General features: G+C 62.1%; 16 protein-coding genes. 12 read left to right on the top strand and 4 right to left on the bottom strand.

Translation table 11 applies throughout. From position 1 onward, the window contains the following. Positions 1-10: 10 nt before the first annotated feature. The 5 genes from sseA (at position 11) to C5L10_RS11300 (ending at position 2,954) form a co-directional block, all read left to right on the top strand. Positions 11-877, top strand: coding sequence for a 3-mercaptopyruvate sulfurtransferase (gene sseA, locus C5L10_RS11320; protein WP_105429770.1), 867 nt, complete (start codon positions 11-13; stop codon positions 875-877). A 5-nt stretch (positions 878-882) separates the two neighbouring features. Then, positions 883-1,440 (top strand): GNAT family N-acetyltransferase, encoded by a 558-nt coding sequence (locus C5L10_RS11315; protein WP_105429934.1) that lies wholly within the window; start codon positions 883-885, stop codon positions 1,438-1,440. Between the two features lie 23 nt (positions 1,441-1,463). Next, the gene (locus tag C5L10_RS11310; protein WP_172716997.1) at positions 1,464-1,907 is read left to right on the top strand and encodes a hypothetical protein; all 444 of its coding nucleotides are present in this window, start codon (positions 1,464-1,466) and stop codon (positions 1,905-1,907) included. A gap of 111 nt (positions 1,908-2,018) precedes the next feature. Continuing rightward, positions 2,019-2,522, top strand: a complete 504-nt coding sequence (locus C5L10_RS11305) for a DUF1203 domain-containing protein (protein ID WP_105429768.1) — start codon at positions 2,019-2,021, stop codon at positions 2,520-2,522. A 12-nt stretch (positions 2,523-2,534) separates the two neighbouring features. Then, entirely contained in the window at positions 2,535-2,954 is a 420-nt protein-coding gene (locus C5L10_RS11300; RefSeq protein ID WP_105429767.1) for a nuclear transport factor 2 family protein, read from the top strand. Positions 2,955-3,058: 104 nt separating this feature from the next. Here C5L10_RS11300 and C5L10_RS11295 read toward each other — a convergent pair whose 3' ends face one another. Then, complete coding sequence (locus tag C5L10_RS11295; protein ID WP_105429766.1) at positions 3,059-3,724, bottom strand: PadR family transcriptional regulator; 666 nt, start codon at positions 3,722-3,724, stop codon at positions 3,059-3,061. A 180-nt stretch (positions 3,725-3,904) separates the two neighbouring features. Beyond that, entirely contained in the window at positions 3,905-5,023 is a 1,119-nt protein-coding gene (ald, locus tag C5L10_RS11290; protein ID WP_105429765.1) for an alanine dehydrogenase, read from the bottom strand. A gap of 153 nt (positions 5,024-5,176) precedes the next feature. Between ald and C5L10_RS11285 the strand changes: the two genes are divergently transcribed. From C5L10_RS11285 to C5L10_RS11260, 6 genes are all read left to right on the top strand, one after another. After that, complete coding sequence (locus C5L10_RS11285; RefSeq protein ID WP_105429933.1) at positions 5,177-5,638, top strand: Lrp/AsnC family transcriptional regulator; 462 nt, start codon at positions 5,177-5,179, stop codon at positions 5,636-5,638. Positions 5,639-5,730: 92 nt separating this feature from the next. After that, positions 5,731-6,060, top strand: coding sequence for a PilZ domain-containing protein (locus C5L10_RS11280; protein WP_105429764.1), 330 nt, complete (start codon positions 5,731-5,733; stop codon positions 6,058-6,060). Positions 6,061-6,362: 302 nt separating this feature from the next. After that, on the top strand, positions 6,363-7,982 hold the full coding sequence (locus C5L10_RS11275; RefSeq protein ID WP_105429763.1) for a sensor histidine kinase: 1,620 nt from the start codon (positions 6,363-6,365) through the stop codon (positions 7,980-7,982). Continuing rightward, positions 7,979-8,347, top strand: a complete 369-nt coding sequence (locus C5L10_RS11270) for a response regulator (protein ID WP_105429762.1) — start codon at positions 7,979-7,981, stop codon at positions 8,345-8,347. The genes C5L10_RS11275 and C5L10_RS11270 overlap by 4 nt, the downstream gene beginning before the upstream one ends. A 159-nt stretch (positions 8,348-8,506) precedes the next feature. Beyond that, complete coding sequence (locus tag C5L10_RS11265; protein ID WP_105429761.1) at positions 8,507-10,495, top strand: bifunctional 2',3'-cyclic-nucleotide 2'-phosphodiesterase/3'-nucleotidase; 1,989 nt, start codon at positions 8,507-8,509, stop codon at positions 10,493-10,495. Positions 10,496-10,574: 79 nt separating this feature from the next. Continuing rightward, a complete protein-coding gene (locus tag C5L10_RS11260; protein ID WP_105429760.1) occupies positions 10,575-11,411 on the top strand; it encodes a PhzF family phenazine biosynthesis protein in 837 nt (278 codons plus the stop codon). An 88-nt stretch (positions 11,412-11,499) separates the two neighbouring features. Here C5L10_RS11260 and C5L10_RS11250 read toward each other — a convergent pair whose 3' ends face one another. Next, complete coding sequence (locus tag C5L10_RS11250; protein ID WP_105429759.1) at positions 11,500-12,060, bottom strand: DUF2087 domain-containing protein; 561 nt, start codon at positions 12,058-12,060, stop codon at positions 11,500-11,502. A gap of 300 nt (positions 12,061-12,360) precedes the next feature. Between C5L10_RS11250 and C5L10_RS11245 the strand changes: the two genes are divergently transcribed. Then, positions 12,361-13,389, top strand: coding sequence for a CorA family divalent cation transporter (locus tag C5L10_RS11245; protein WP_105429758.1), 1,029 nt, complete (start codon positions 12,361-12,363; stop codon positions 13,387-13,389). A 36-nt stretch (positions 13,390-13,425) separates the two neighbouring features. Here the strand turns inward: C5L10_RS11245 and C5L10_RS11240 are convergent, their stop codons facing one another. Beyond that, positions 13,426-14,394, bottom strand: a complete 969-nt coding sequence (locus tag C5L10_RS11240; RefSeq protein WP_105429757.1) for a LysR family transcriptional regulator — start codon at positions 14,392-14,394, stop codon at positions 13,426-13,428. Positions 14,395-14,542 lie beyond the last annotated feature (148 nt).

Below are 14,542 nucleotides of genomic sequence, written 5' to 3'. Positions count from 1 at the left end.
GAGATATGACATGAGTGAAACCAGCCGTTTCGTCGTTTCGTCCGAGTGGCTTCACAACGAGCTCGGCAGCCCCGACCTCAAGATCCTCGACGCCTCCTTCTATCTTCCCGCGCAGAACCGCGACGCGGATGCCGAATACGCAGCCGGGCACATTCCCGGCGCCATCCGCTTCGACCACGACAAGGTTGCCGATCACTCGACCGGCCTGCCGCATATGGTGCCGGCGCCGGACGTGTTTGCCGAGACCGTCGGCCGCATGGGCATCCGTGAAAACGATCGGATCGTCATCTATGATGGTCCCGGCATCTTCTCCTCTCCGCGCGGCTGGTGGCTGTTCCGGATCATGGGTGCAAGGCAGGTCTTCGTGCTTGACGGCGGCATCGACGGCTGGAAGGCCGAGGGTCGGCCCCTCGAAACGACCGTCCCCTCGCCCGAGCCCGTCACCTTCACCCCGAATTTCCGGGTCGACAAGGTGATCGACTTCCAGACCATGCTGTCGATCGTCAGCGACGGCACGCGCCAGATCGCCGATGCGCGGCCGGCCGGCCGTTTCGCCGGCACCGATCCGGAGCCACGCGCCGGCATGCGTTCCGGTCATATGCCGGGCGCGCTCAGTCTTCCGTCCGGCACGTTCTCGGTCAAAGGCAAGCTGCGTTCGCTGCCCGAGCTGCAAAAGGCGATCGAGGATGCCGGCATCGATTTCGGCCGGCCGGTGGTGACCAGTTGCGGCTCCGGCATCACCGCCGCGATCATCACGCTGGCGCTCGAATCCCTCGGCCATGAGGACAACGCGCTCTATGACGGTTCATGGACCGAATGGGGCAGCCGGCAGGATACGCCTGTGGTGACCGGCCCGCCCTCGCCGAAAGCGGCGTGAGCACCATGGCGAGGAAACCCGCTCCGCTGAAAGCCCATGTCACCAGCCTGGAAATGACCGCACCGCCGAAAACAAGCCTGGCCGTGCCGGTCAATATCCAGACGGCGATCATCCGCGCCCCCGAAATCCCGCTTCACTACTATCGCTATCTCTATCGGCAGGTGGGCAAGCGCTGGCACTGGTACAAGCGCCTGCGCATGGGTGACGACGAACTTGCCGCCGCCGTCCACAATCCCCGAACCTCCGTGACGGTGCTCTACGTCAACGGCGCGCCAGCCGGCTTTTTCGAGCTGTTCAAGGAAAGCGACGACGTCATCGAGCTCTCCTACTTCGGCCTGTTCGAGCGGGCGATCGGGCTCGGCATCGGCAAGTGGTTCCTGCTCCAGGCGCTCTATGCCGCCTGGCAGGACAATCCGCTGAAAGTGACTGTCACCACCAATACGCTCGACCATCCGCGCGCCCTGCAGCTCTACCAGATGATGGGTTTTTCGCCGGTTTCGACCTATGAAGCACTGGTTCCGCCGATGACGGATGCCGAGCTCCTGAAAGCGCTCGACGGCTGATGTCGCGATTCTCACCCAAGGCGATGCTGATCGCTTTGGTGGTGATGATGCTCGTCGTCCTCCTGTTATTTATCTCCTGGTGGGTGGTCAGGATCACCCTCTACATTCCGCAAACGGTCGGCATCGACGGGGTCGAAGTCCTTTGTTCGAAGTGGCCGCCGCGTCGGCAGATGCCCTTTTTCGAACCACCGCGCAAATGGAGCTCGGATTGCGGCGCGGTGCGGCGGCAGTTCGGGTCGCACGTATCCGAAGAAACGTTCATCTCCTTCACGTACATCTCCCCCTTCGACAACAGGAGCTATCGCGGTACCCTGCAGCGGAGTTGGAACGACCAGAACCAGCCCACGCGGACAGGCGACCGAATCGAGATCGAAGCATCGCGGCTGATGGCTGAAACCTTCACCGACTGGTCGAGCTCCAGCATCGCCGCGGAAAACATCATACGCTCGCCGCCCAAAGGCAACTGATACAGCCCGCTGGCGCCACGGATTTCATATTCTTGACCGGAGGCAAGTATCGGGTGGCGAGACGGGTCCTGCAGGCGCATCTCTTGTGCAACACGCACACAGGAGAGCCCGATGACCATTTCCTTCAAAGCCATGCCCGCCGCCGATGCCGAGCATCTCTGGCAGGGCGGCGCAGACGCCTACGGACGCCAGCCCGAAACGATGACGTCCGACGGACCCGGTTATCCCTGCCGCCATTGCCTCAAGAATATCGATGCCGGCGAGGAATTGCTGGTTCTCGCCTACCGGCCCTTCCCCGAACTGCAGCCCTATGCGGAAACCGGCCCGATCTTCCTGCACAAGCAGTCGTGCCGGCGTTACGCGGCTGAAGAGGTCCTGCCGCCGATGCTGGCGAGCACGGATTATATCGTCCGCGGCTACGGACGGGACGACCGGATCGTCTATGGCAGCGGCGCGGTGACGCCGACCGAGAGGATCGCCTCGCGCGCCGAGGAACTGCTCGCCCGCGACGACATCGCCTATGTGCATGTCCGCTCGGCCCGCAACAATTGCTACCAGTGCCGGATCGACAAGGTCGAGGTGCCAGCGTTCGCTGACGCGACTCTGGCGATCTGAAAGAAGGCGTGAATGACTGAGATGACACCCAGGACCATTGTCGAGCGCATGTTCTCCGTGGAGATGGCCTTCCTGAATTCCGACAGGAAGGACCTCCGGCCATTGACGCGCGCATTTGCGGTGGACGTGCTCGTCCGCGAGCCACAATCCCTGCCCTATCGGGGTGACTGGGCGGGCATAGAGGGAATTGCCGAGCTGATGGCGAGAATGAATGACGTATGGAGCGACATGAGCATCGACGAACTCGATGTTGCAGGGTCGCAGGGGCGGATCTACCTGTCTTGCAAGCTGACGGTGGTATCACGCGGCAGCGGAAAGACCGTAACACAGCCGTTTTGCGAGCGGCTGCATTTTCGGGACGGGCTTCTCGTCGAGGGCATTCCGTTCTACTACGACACACAGGCACTGCTCGACGTGATCGCCGAAAACTGATCCTTCCATGCAAAAGATTCGGGGGTCGTAGCGGAGCGGCCGCTACATAAGAACGATGGCGCGCCGATCGTCGGACCGGCGCGCCATGAGGGAATGGAGCGGGCTCAGCTCTCGCGCCGCTCCAGGTCTTCGGCGATCTGCAGCAGAAGCTTGACGATCTCGCTGCCCTTCTTTTCGTCACCTTCGAGCTTGCGGCCAATCACCTCGCGAAGGTTGAGCATGGCGGAATCGACGCTGCGCGGCAATGACGGGCCGGTTTCGCGGCCGCGCTCGTGGCGCTCCTGCCGCTGCTTGATGCGCTCGGCGAGCTGCGACAGCCGATCGAGGATCGTCGCGGCAAAGCTGCGGTTCTCGTCGAGATACTTGCGGCCTTCGTCGGTGATCGCATAGCGCTTCTTGTTGCCGTCCGCCTCGGCGACGACATAGCCGGCCTCTTCGAGATAGGTCAGCGTCGGGTAGATGACGCCGGGGCTCGGCGCGTAGAAGCCGTAGGTGAGATCCTCGATATGCTTGATGATCTCGTATCCATGGCGCGGCTCCTTCTCGATCAGCGCCAATACGACGAGGCGCAGGTCGCCCTGCATCAGGAAGCGGCCAATCCGGCCATCGCCGTCATCGCCGAAACCGCGGCCGCCGCCGGGACCACCCCGACCGCCGCGTCCAAATCCTCCACCAAACGGGCCGCCGCGGGCGGCGAACACTTCCTCCAACCCTTTGCGGCCGCCGCGTTCGCTGCAGCCATTACGTCCATCGAACCTGTGCTTGAACATTTTAATCTCCTTAGACTGTCTTTCGATATATCTAAAGATAGGCACGCCACATACTCCGTCAATGACTTAGATATATCTAAATCATATCGTATTGATTTTGAACACAGAAAAACGCCGGACGCGAAGCGCCCGGCGTCTCTCAGCCCCTAAAGTGTCTCAGCCGGTCCGCGGCACTTCCGGTTACGCGACGCTGAGCAGGCTTTCCGGAGCGAAGGCCTCGTAGCCGAGCGCTTCCGCGACCGGCTTGTTGGTTACCCGGCCCCGATGAACGTTGAGGCCGTTGCGCAGGTGCCTGTCTTCGGCGATCGCCCGCAGGCCGCGGTCGGCCAGCGCCAGCCCGTGCTGCAGCGTCGCATTGTTCAGCGCATGCGCAGAGGTCACCGGCACCGCGCCCGGCATGTTGGCCACGCAATAATGGATGATGCCGTCGACCTCGTAGGTCGGCTCGGAATGGGTCGTTGCATGCGAGGTCTCGAAGCAGCCGCCCTGATCGATCGCGACGTCGACCATGACCGCGCCCTGCTTCATGCCCGAAAGCATTTCGCGGCTGACCAGTTTTGGAGCGGCGGCACCGGGTATCAGCACGGCGCCGATGATCAGGTCGGCTGAGAAGACTTCCTCTTCCACCGCGTCGATCGTCGAATAACGGGTGTGAACGCGGCCGTTGAAGATGTCGTCGAGCTGGCGCAGGCGCGGCAGTGACCGATCGATGATCGAGACGTCGGCGCCAAGGCCGGCAGCCATCCGGGCCGCATGCAGGCCGACGACGCCGCCGCCGATGACGGCGACCTTGGCCGGCAGCACGCCGGGCACGCCGCCGAGCAGGATGCCGCGGCCGCCATGGGCCTTCTGCAGCGCGGTGGCGCCCGCCTGGATCGCCAGACGGCCGGCGACTTCCGACATCGGCGCCAAAAGCGGCAGCCCGCCGCGATCGTCGGTGACGGTCTCGTAGGCGATGGCGGTGACGCCGGACGCGAGCAGACCCTTGGTCTGTTCCGGATCGGGCGCAAGATGGAGATAGGTATAGAGAAGCTGGCCGTCGCGGAGCTGCACCCATTCGGAGGGCTGCGGTTCCTTGACCTTGACGACCATATCGGATCTTTCGAAGATTTCCTTGGCCGAACCGACGATCCTGGCCCCGGCTGCCGCATAGGCGCCGTCATCCGCGCCGATGCCAGCGCCTGCCTTGGTCTCGATCAGCACTTCGTGGCCGTGGGCCACATATTCCCGTACCGCGCCGGGCGTCAGCCCCACGCGGTATTCATGGTTTTTGATTTCCTTCGGGCATCCGACACGCATTCAGCGTTCCTCTCAGTTTTGGCTTTCGCCGTTGATGTTCCCGTGAGGAAGCAAACCAGAAAATCGTATGAATGTCCTTGCGAAGACGAATTGCGGAATGCCGGATTTTCGCAGATAATTGCTTGATTGGTCGATTTTTCGAAGGATCTTCGAATGAGTGCATTGGATGCCATTGATGTTGCGATCATGCGAACCTTGCAGCAGGAAGGCCGCATCTCCAATGCGGAGCTTGCCGAGCGTGTCGGGCTGTCGGCGTCGGCCTGTTCGCGGCGGCTCGACATCCTTGAAAAGAACGGCACGATCAGCGGTTATCACGCTCGGCTTTCCAACAAGGCGCTCGACTACAAGATGATGGTGATAGTCCACATCTCGCTGTCCGGCCAGTTCGCCAGGACGCTCACGGAATTCGAAGCGGCGGTCAAACTCTGCCCCAACGTCCTGGTCTGTTACCTGATGTCGGGCGAATACGACTACATCCTGCGGGTCGCTGCCAAGGATCTGGAGGATTACGAGCGGATCCATCGAGACTGGCTGTCGGCGCTGCCCCATGTGGTGAAGATCAATTCGAGCTTTGCGCTGCGCGAAATCATCGACAAGCCGAATGTGGGACTATGATCGGGATCGCTCGACTTTTACGGATCGTCCTAAAGGGATTTCAAGGCGCGGCGTGTATCTTCCGCGTCTGAGAAAACAACGAGGGGTGGACCATGATCAACGGACGAATGAAGACCCGCGGTGCCGAGCGCAAGAAGACCCGCATCCTGGGCACGGTCAAATATTTCAATCAAGCCGTTGAAGGCCGCGTTACCGACCTTTCGCCAACCGGCATGGCGCTCGACCTCGGCGGACGCACGTTGCATGCCGCCGACGGCAGCCCGGTCCGGATCGAAAGCGAAGAGCTCGGCATCCTGGAAGGCACCGTCAAATGGCGCCGCAGCGGCCGGCTCGGCGTGCAGTTCAGCATCAACAGCAATGCGGTGGCGCAGGTATCTTCCTATTTCCGCTTCTTCCACAGAGAAGTTCCAGCCTCGCGCTGAAGCGGGCTAGATCAACTTCGCTTCCACCGGGCTTCAACTATTCGCGCGTCGCGAATCAGCGCCATGCGTAAATGCTGTTGATGCAAAGCCAGCGCCCGTCGGAAATATCAAACGCTGATTGGCGTTTACTGACTATTTACTACTTGCCGTTGAATCCATAAGTGATAGAATCCTAATCTAAACCGGAGTCGGCGAAACTAAAACCGCCCTCGTCAAGAGTAGCGGCTGTTCAAGTGTCCACGTTTTTCCCGCCTGTATTGAGCCGACAGCCACGGCCCACAGGCAAAACAAAGGATGCTTAGATGGTTGCTGTTCCCCTTAACTTGCCCTCTCCAACATCGCGGGCGCCGCGCCTGCTGGTTACCCTTGTCACATGCTTCGCAGTCGTGCTGCTCGCACTGGGCGCATTTCTGGCGCAGTCCGACGAGCCGAGCCGGGCGGCCGTCACTGCGGCCGAGGCGGTTGTCCTCCTCGCGCTTGCGACCGCCTTGTTGGCAGCATCCATCTGGGCAAAACGAAGGATACGGCGCGATATCGATGCGAAGTTCTACCGGCTCGAACGGTTCATGCAGGCATTCGGGCAGACGCAGGGCATGTTGCGCAGCCTCGACGGCAGGATCGTATCCTGGGGGATCGGCGCGGAGCGCCTTTACGGCTATTCCGAGAAGGAAGCCCTTGGAATGGACGGTGTCGAGCTCCTTCACACCCGCTGCCCGACCTCTCTCGAAGAAATCAATTCGGCCCTCGTTCGCGACGGCGAATGGCAGGGTGAGCTCACGCGTCGCCACAAGGACGGCAGGGAGATCCACATCGTCAGCAAATGGTCGCTGAGCCGCGGCGAGGCCGGGGAGCCGGAAGTCGCGATCGAAGTCAGCCATGATATCACCTCCATCAGGCTCGCCGAACGGCAGCTCCATCAGACCAACACCCTGCTGCGCACCATCCTGGAGACCGCGCCGGGGCTGATCTACGCCAAGGACCTGGAGGGCCGCATCATCCTGGCGAATGTCACGACGCTCGACCTGATCGGCAGGCCATGGTTCGAAGTCGAGGGCCGCACGGACATGGAATTGCTGGACAGCAAAAGCCAGGCCGGAGCCGTCATGGCCAACGATCGCCGGATCATGGATCAGGCGAGAACCGAGGAATTCGAAGAGGTCATCAGCCACGCAGGCCACCATCCGCGGATATGGTCGTCGACCAAAGCCCCCTTGCGCGACGCCGATGGCAAAGTCATCGGCCTGGTCGGCGTCTCGGTCGAGATCACCGAGAGAAAACGGATCGAAGAGCGGCTGCAGCTCATGGTCAACGAGTTGAACCACCGCGTCAAAAACACGCTTGCGACCATCCAGGCCATCGCCTCCCAGACCCTGCGGGGCGGCGATCCGATCGTGCGCCAGAACCTGGAGCGGCGGCTCATGGCGCTGGCCGCCGCCCATGACGTGCTCACCCGCGAAAACTGGGAGGGGGCCAATATCGACGACGTGGTGACCGGCGCGCTGGCACCATTCGGCGAAGGCGGGGACTATCGGTTCGCGGTCTCCGGGCCGCCCCTCCGGCTGCTGCCGCGGGCGGCGCTCGCGCTTGCCATGGGTCTGCACGAATTGACGACCAATGCCCTGAAATACGGCGCGCTCTCGACGCTTAACGGCCAGGTCGCGATCAACTGGCAGATTGTTGAGGGTGCCAAACCTCTGCTGCGATTGACATGGGCGGAAAGCGGCGGCCCGCCGGTGGTTGCGCCGTCTAAACGAGGGTTCGGCGTCAGGCTGATCGAGCGCAGCCTTGCCCAGGATCTCGGCGGCAAGGCATCGGTGATATTCGACCAGTCTGCTGGTGTCATCGGCACGATGGAAGCCCCGCTCGCCGATATCGCCGTCCCGGCTGAGGCGACGCCATTCATGCAAATGGGGGCAAGGTGAAAGACACCCATATCTTCGCCGGAATTCGCGTCCTCATCATCGAAGACGAGGCGCTTGTCTCGATGATGCTCGAAGAGTTTCTGGAGCAGATCGGATGCAGGATGGTGGGGACGGCCTCGCGGCTCGACGAGGCAATTCTCAAGGCTCGATCGCTTCCGCTGGACATGGCCCTGCTGGACGTGAACCTTGCCGGCGAAGCCAGCTTTCCAGTCGCCGAGATCCTGACCGCGCGGGACATCCCCTTCATTTTCGTGACCGGATACGGACCGCTCGGCCTGCCTGCCGACATGCGCCACATCCCCGTCCTTGCCAAACCCTTCCAGATGGCCCAACTCGTCGACGCGATGCGGATGGCGGCCTATTGATAGGTGCGGTTGACACCTCCTTCCGACAGCTTTTGGGATAGAGCCGGCGATCCTCACGTCTATCTCCTCCACCGCTCAGAATCCGCTTGGCGATACAATCCACGCGGGTCAATATGGCGCCGAATTGTCGCTTATCGGTCCGTTCCAAGGAGGCTGCCCATGTCGTCGCTCAACGATCTTCATCCGATCACCCGCCGCTCGCTGCTCGGAGGTCTTGCCGCCTCGTCGGCGCTTGTCATGCTGCACCCGTTTGCCGCCCGTGCGGCCGGCAATCAGGCGCATCTGCGCATCATGGAAACGACCGATATCCACGTCCACGTCTTCCCCTACGACTATTACGCCGACAAGCCGAACGACACGCTCGGCCTTGCCCGCACCGCCTCGATCATCGACGCGATCCGCGCCGAAGCCGGCAATTCCATGCTGATCGACAATGGCGACTTCCTGCAGGGCAATCCCATGGGTGACTACATGGCCTATGAGCGCGGCATGAAGGACGGCGACAAGCACCCGGTAATCAAGGCGATGAATGTGCTCGGCTACGATGCCGGCACGCTTGGCAACCATGAATTCAACTACGGTCTCGATTTCCTGTTCAAGGTTCTGGCCGGTTCCGGCTTCCCTTATGTCTGCGCCAACCTCACCAAGGGCCAGCTCGCCTCCGACGCCAAGAAGGACGAGCTTTTCCTGAAACCCTACGTGATCGTCGAAAAACAGATCCGTGACGGTTCGGGCGCCACGAGCCCGATCAAGGTCGGCTTTATCGGCTTCGTGCCGCCGCAGATCATGACATGGGACGCAAAGAACCTCGAAGGCAAGGCGCAGACCCGAGACATCGTCGATGCGGCCAAAGCCTGGGTGCCGGTCATGAAGGAGGAAGGTGCCGACATCGTCATCGCCCTCTCCCATTCCGGCATCGACGGCGGCGGACAGAGCGACCGGATGGAAAACGCCTCGCTCTATCTCGCGGGCATCCAAGGCATCGATGCGATCTTCACCGGCCACCAGCATCTGGTCTTCCCGGGCACCAAAGATTTCGACGGCATTGTCGGCGCCGACACCAAGAAGGGCAAGCTGATGGGCAAGCCGGCCGTCATGGGCGGCTTCTGGGGCTCGCATATGGGGCTGATCGACCTGCTGCTCGAAAAGGACGGCAAGAGCTGGAAGATCGTCGATTCCACGTCCGAAGCCCGGCCGATCTACCATCGCGACGAGTCCCGCAAGATCGTCGCAGACGTCAAAGACAAGCCGGAAGTCATCGCCGCCGCCAAGGAAGAGCATGAGGCCACGCTTGCCTACGTGCGCCGCGCCGTCGGCAAGAGTTCGGCGCCGCTTTATTCCTACTTCGCGCTGGTCGCCGACGACCCCTCGGTGCAGATCGTCTCCAATGCCCAGACCTGGTACATCAAGGACATGCTGAAAGAGGGCCAGTACAAGGACATTCCCGTGCTCTCGGCCGCAGCGCCCTTCAAGGCAGGCGGCCGCGGCGGCGCCGAGTATTTCACGGATGTCCCGGCAGGCGACATCGCCATCAAGAACGTCGCCGACCTCTATCTCTATCCGAATACCGTACAGGCGGTGCTGATCACCGGAGCTCAGGTCAAGAACTGGCTCGAAATGTCGGCCGGCATGTTCAACCAGGTGCAGGCGGGCGCGAAAGACGCGCCTCTCCTCAACAATGACTTCCCGTCCTATAATTACGACGTCATCGACGGAGTGACCTACCAGATCGACCTGTCCCAGCCGACCCGCTTCGACAAGGACGGCAAGCTGATCAATGCCAACGCCAACCGCATCGTCGACCTCATGTACAACGGCAAGCCGATCGATCCGGCCCAGAAATTCGTGGTGGCAACCAACAACTACCGTGCCGGCGGCGGCGGCAAGTTCCCGGAGATCGCCGGCGACAAGGTCATCTTCGTGGCGCCCGACACCAACCGCGACGTGATCGTGCGCTATATCGTCGAACAGGGCACGATCAACCCGTCGGCCGATGCCAACTGGTCGTTCAAGCCGCTGCCCGGCACTAGCGCGATCTTCGAAACCGGCCCCAAGGCCCGCCAGTTCGCGACCGCGGTCAAGGGTGCCAAGATCGAGGACGCCGGCGACGGCGAAAACGGCTTCGCCAAGTTCCGGCTCGTGCTGTAACGGCCAACACCACCCTTCGGCGATATCTGGACGGCAGCCTTGGCTGCCGTCTTTCTTTTCAATTGCATGAGGCAAGGCAATGCCAAAATTCTCCTTCCAGCAGGTCAACGTCTTCTCCAGCCAGCCGATGCGCGGCAATCCGCTTGCCGTGGTGATCGGCGCAGACGGACTGAGCGACGCGCAGATGCAGTCCTTCGCCAACTGGACCAATCTCAGCGAAACGACATTCCTGCTCGAGCCGACCGATCCGAAGGCCAGCTACCGGGTCAGGATTTTCACACCGTCGCAGGAATTGCCTTTCGCCGGCCATCCGACGCTCGGCAGTGCGCATGTCTGGCTCTCGCAGCAACACGCGTCACCGATCGGCGACATCGTGCAGGAATGCGGCGCGGGCCTCGTCCGCATCCGCCGTGACGGCAATCGACTTGCGTTCGCGGCGCCGCCGCTGACCCGCAGCGGCCCGGTGGATCCGGCGCTGGTGGAGCGGATCGCCAAGGCGCTCAGCCTGCCCACCAACCTGATCGAGGATTCCAACTGGTGCGAGAACGGCCCGGACTGGATCGGCGTGCGCCTGCCCTCGCGCGCCGATGTGCTGGCGGTCAAGCCGGATTACTCCGCTCTCGCCCGCACCCGCGTCGGGCTCGTCGGGCGCTTCAATCCCGATCTTGACGGCAAGGACGCGCAATTCGAGGTGCGTGCCTTTACCCGCAACGGCTATGAGGATCCGGTCACCGGCAGTCTCAACGCCGGCCTTGCCCAATGGCTGATCGGATCCGGTGTCGCGCCGGAAAGCTACGTTGCGGCACAGGGCACCGTGCTTGGCCGCGCCGGCCGAGTGTATGTCGACAAAGTCGGCGACGATATCTGGATCGGTGGAGACGTAGTCACCTGTATTCAGGGGACGCTGCAACTCTGATCCTGTCGGAGAAGCCACCGGCAGGGAAAGTCCCGACCGATGGCTCACGATCACGATTTGGACCGATCCGGAATGGGCCGACCGGCGGTTATGCCGCCGTTGCCCCGGCGAGACCGATCCGCGACAGCAGCAGCTTCAATTCCGCCGGCGGCTTCTGCTCGATGCGCCGGTATTCCCGGCCGTCGCGGGTGCGCTGGACGAGACCGAAATCGAAGAGGTCGCGGCGCAACATCGCGGCGTCGCCGAACAGGTGCAGCGTGTTCAGCAGCTCACTAATCTGCCGTTCGGTGAACTCCCGGTCCGCCGGTATCTTCGACCAGAGGAACCACAGGCAGAGTTCCTGCAGCCCGCGCCTGGCGGGCCAGCGCACCAGCCTGCCCTCCTCATCGAAGTGGCGCGCTGTCTTGAGCACCCGCGCCTCATCGGGGGCCGGCATGTCGTCCAGCACCGGGCGCCATTCAGCGACGACGTCGGCCGTTTTGGCAGCAGCCCGAAAATGCTGATAGTTGCGGAAACCTGCGGCTCGCGTCAGGAGATTGAGCATCTCCAGATGGCTCGGCTTGTGATCGAACCTGAGGATTTCGCTGCGAAGGAATTTGGCGAAAGCCGACAGGTCGGCGATCTCCATGGGAAAGATGGATCTCGGCATGTCTTATCCTTAAACGCGCCATTCCCTCAAAATCAGGGTGTCGCTGGTCGCCGGCTTGTCGACTCTAGCACGGGATAAGTGCTGATCATCTTTGTCTGTGCAGGTTTAGCTTCCCTTTCGGGACGGCAACGCCTTGGTGAACTGCAGACCGTGGTGCCGTTATATCAGAGGTCGAAACGTCGTCAACTCGCGCCCGGCGCGCACCGGTCGTTCCGCCGTTGTTGAGGGAATGCTTACCCTTCGCGGGCATGGTGTTTGCTGGTAGAATCGATCCGAAATCGGCGGGGAGGACGCGCACGGATGCTCGAAAAGGCAAAGACCGCGGTAAGCTACGGAGACGAGCCCGGCCTGCGCTTCGCCCTTGTCCTCGACGGGCACGGCGGCTGCAGGACGATGAACATGGCCGAGGCCTGCAGTTGGAAGCCGGGAGACGGCCTCGTCTGGCTGCATTTCGAGCGCGATCACCCGGCAACGGCAGAATGGATAAACACCAATGGCGGCTTCGATCCGCTGGTGGCGGAGGCGCTTCTTGCAGAGGATTCCCGCCCGCGCGTCGAGCCCCTGGACGACGGGCTGCTGATCATCCTGCGCGGTGTCTGCGCCGCGCCGCCGGAAGAAGCAGAAAAAAGCTCCGACGAGATCGACCTCGTCCCCCTGCATATCTGGGTGGACGAACACCGACTGGTGACATTGCGCGACAGCGGCCACTATATCACGGCGCTACGCGATATCCGGCGGGCGCTCGACAACGGCAAGGGTCCCCGGCAGGCGGGAGAACTGCTGGCGCTCGTCAGCGACAAGCTCGTCCGCGATCTGGAGCCGGTGCTCGACGACATGGACGAAGAGGTCGACGAACTTGACGAGCTGATTTTCAAGGGGGAAGCGAGCGAGGTCCGCCAGAGGCTCAAGCTGCTGCGTCGCCGCTCCGTGCAGCTACGCCGCTATCTCGCGCCACAGCGCGACGCGCTCAACAGGATCGAGCATGACGACGCGCCATGGCTCAGAGAGCGGGACAAGCTCCGATTTCGCGAGGTCATCGACAAACTGATGCGGTTCATCGAATATCTCGACGCGATCCGCGACCGGACCGGCATCCTTCATGACGACCTTTCCACAGTCATCGGCGAGCGGATCGCGCGCAATTCCAACCGGCTTGCCGCGCTGGCGGCCCTTCTCCTGCCCCCGAGCGTCGTCGCCGGCCTCTTCGGCATGAATGTCGGCGGCATTCCCGGCGTCGACGAGACCTGGGCTTTCCTGATCATCGTTGCGCTGGTCATCGTCATTTCCGCTGGCACGCTGTGGATCCTCAAGCGCATCGAGTGGCTTTGAACCCCGCGTCGATGCGCCCGGCCGGAACCGCTTCGGTTATTCGGCGGCTTCAGGAATCCCTTCCCGAGGTTCCATACCGAGCATCTGCTTGAAGTCGTCATGGCTCGGGCAGGTCGAAAGGCGGCGCTCCATGGCCTCGACCAGCCACCGGCCCGCAGGTCCCAGCGGGTTTGCTGCCTTGCGCATGGCATAGAGAGGGTATTGGCTCTGCTCGTAGGCTTCGAGATCGAGCGCCACGAGGGTTCCGTCCATGATGTCCCGTCCGGCGACCGACGCCGGCAGGCCGCCCCAGCCAAGACCACCCTTGATCAGCTGGTGTTTCGTGGCGATGTCGCCGACGCGCCATGTCTTGTAGGACAGGACATTGAAATCGCGGCCCTTGGTCAGGCCGGACGTATCCGTGACGACCATCTGGACTTCCTCGCGCACGTCCGCGAGCGTCAGAGGCCGACCGAGCTTTGCAAGCGGATGTTCGGCAGCGGCGACCGGGATCATGAAGGAGTAGCCGATCTTCTCCATCACCACCGAATCCTCCTGCCGAAGGATCGATCCGCCGATGCCGATATCGGCCTTCCCGGAAATGACCATCTCCATCACCATGCCGAGCTCGCCGACATTGAGGTTGAGCGCCACGCTTGGGAACCTCTCCCGGAACTCGCGCAGCTCCTTCACGACGGCATCCGACGGAACCATGACGCTCAGCGCCACCGACAGTTCCGCCTCCAGCCCCTGCTTGATGCTCTTTGCCCGGGCGCGCATCACCTGGAGATCCGCGACGATGCGCCGGGCGTCGGTCAGCAGCGCCTTGCCCGCTTCGGTCAGCTTCGGCTGACGGGCACCGCTGCGCTCGAAAAGCGTCACTTCGAGCTGGGTCTCAAGATTGCCGATCGTATAGCTGACCACCGATTGCGCCCGGTTCAGCACCCGCGAAGCCGCGGAAAAACTGCCGGTTTCGGCAACCGCCAGAAACACCTGCAACTGATCGAGTGTGGGATTGGCATCCATGGTCGTCATCCAGATTATCGATAGATAGCTTCGATATTATCTCAGTTTTATCGATGGGCGTCCACGCCTATCTATTCTCTCGAACACAGCGGATCCACCCGCTCTCCAGTCCTTCTGCGGGCCCAAGACCGCAGATAGATCTCCAGAT

Source organism: Neorhizobium sp. T6_25 (genome assembly GCF_002968555.1).
GTDB lineage: Bacteria > Pseudomonadota > Alphaproteobacteria > Rhizobiales > Rhizobiaceae > Neorhizobium.
The sequence above is the reverse complement of the archived record's forward strand: the minus strand, read 5'-3'. Positions and strand labels throughout refer to the sequence as shown.

Excerpts from the sequence above, each read along its gene's own strand:
- sseA (WP_105429770.1), top strand. The coding sequence starts at position 11 with ATGAGTGAAACCAGCCGTTTCGTCGTTTCGTCCGAGTGGCTTCACAAC.
- C5L10_RS11315 (WP_105429934.1), top strand. The coding sequence starts at position 883 with ATGGCGAGGAAACCCGCTCCGCTGAAAGCCCATGTCACCAGCCTGGAA.
- C5L10_RS11310 (WP_172716997.1), top strand. The coding sequence starts at position 1,464 with ATGCTGATCGCTTTGGTGGTGATGATGCTCGTCGTCCTCCTGTTATTT.
- C5L10_RS11305 (WP_105429768.1), top strand. The coding sequence starts at position 2,019 with ATGACCATTTCCTTCAAAGCCATGCCCGCCGCCGATGCCGAGCATCTC.
- C5L10_RS11300 (WP_105429767.1), top strand. The coding sequence starts at position 2,535 with ATGACTGAGATGACACCCAGGACCATTGTCGAGCGCATGTTCTCCGTG.
- C5L10_RS11295 (WP_105429766.1), bottom strand. The coding sequence starts at position 3,724 with ATGTTCAAGCACAGGTTCGATGGACGTAATGGCTGCAGCGAACGCGGC.
- ald (WP_105429765.1), bottom strand. The coding sequence starts at position 5,023 with ATGCGTGTCGGATGCCCGAAGGAAATCAAAAACCATGAATACCGCGTG.
- C5L10_RS11285 (WP_105429933.1), top strand. The coding sequence starts at position 5,177 with ATGAGTGCATTGGATGCCATTGATGTTGCGATCATGCGAACCTTGCAG.
- C5L10_RS11280 (WP_105429764.1), top strand. The coding sequence starts at position 5,731 with ATGATCAACGGACGAATGAAGACCCGCGGTGCCGAGCGCAAGAAGACC.
- C5L10_RS11275 (WP_105429763.1), top strand. The coding sequence starts at position 6,363 with ATGGTTGCTGTTCCCCTTAACTTGCCCTCTCCAACATCGCGGGCGCCG.
- C5L10_RS11265 (WP_105429761.1), top strand. The coding sequence starts at position 8,507 with ATGTCGTCGCTCAACGATCTTCATCCGATCACCCGCCGCTCGCTGCTC.
- C5L10_RS11260 (WP_105429760.1), top strand. The coding sequence starts at position 10,575 with ATGCCAAAATTCTCCTTCCAGCAGGTCAACGTCTTCTCCAGCCAGCCG.
- C5L10_RS11250 (WP_105429759.1), bottom strand. The coding sequence starts at position 12,060 with ATGCCGAGATCCATCTTTCCCATGGAGATCGCCGACCTGTCGGCTTTC.
- C5L10_RS11245 (WP_105429758.1), top strand. The coding sequence starts at position 12,361 with ATGCTCGAAAAGGCAAAGACCGCGGTAAGCTACGGAGACGAGCCCGGC.
- C5L10_RS11240 (WP_105429757.1), bottom strand. The coding sequence starts at position 14,394 with ATGGATGCCAATCCCACACTCGATCAGTTGCAGGTGTTTCTGGCGGTT.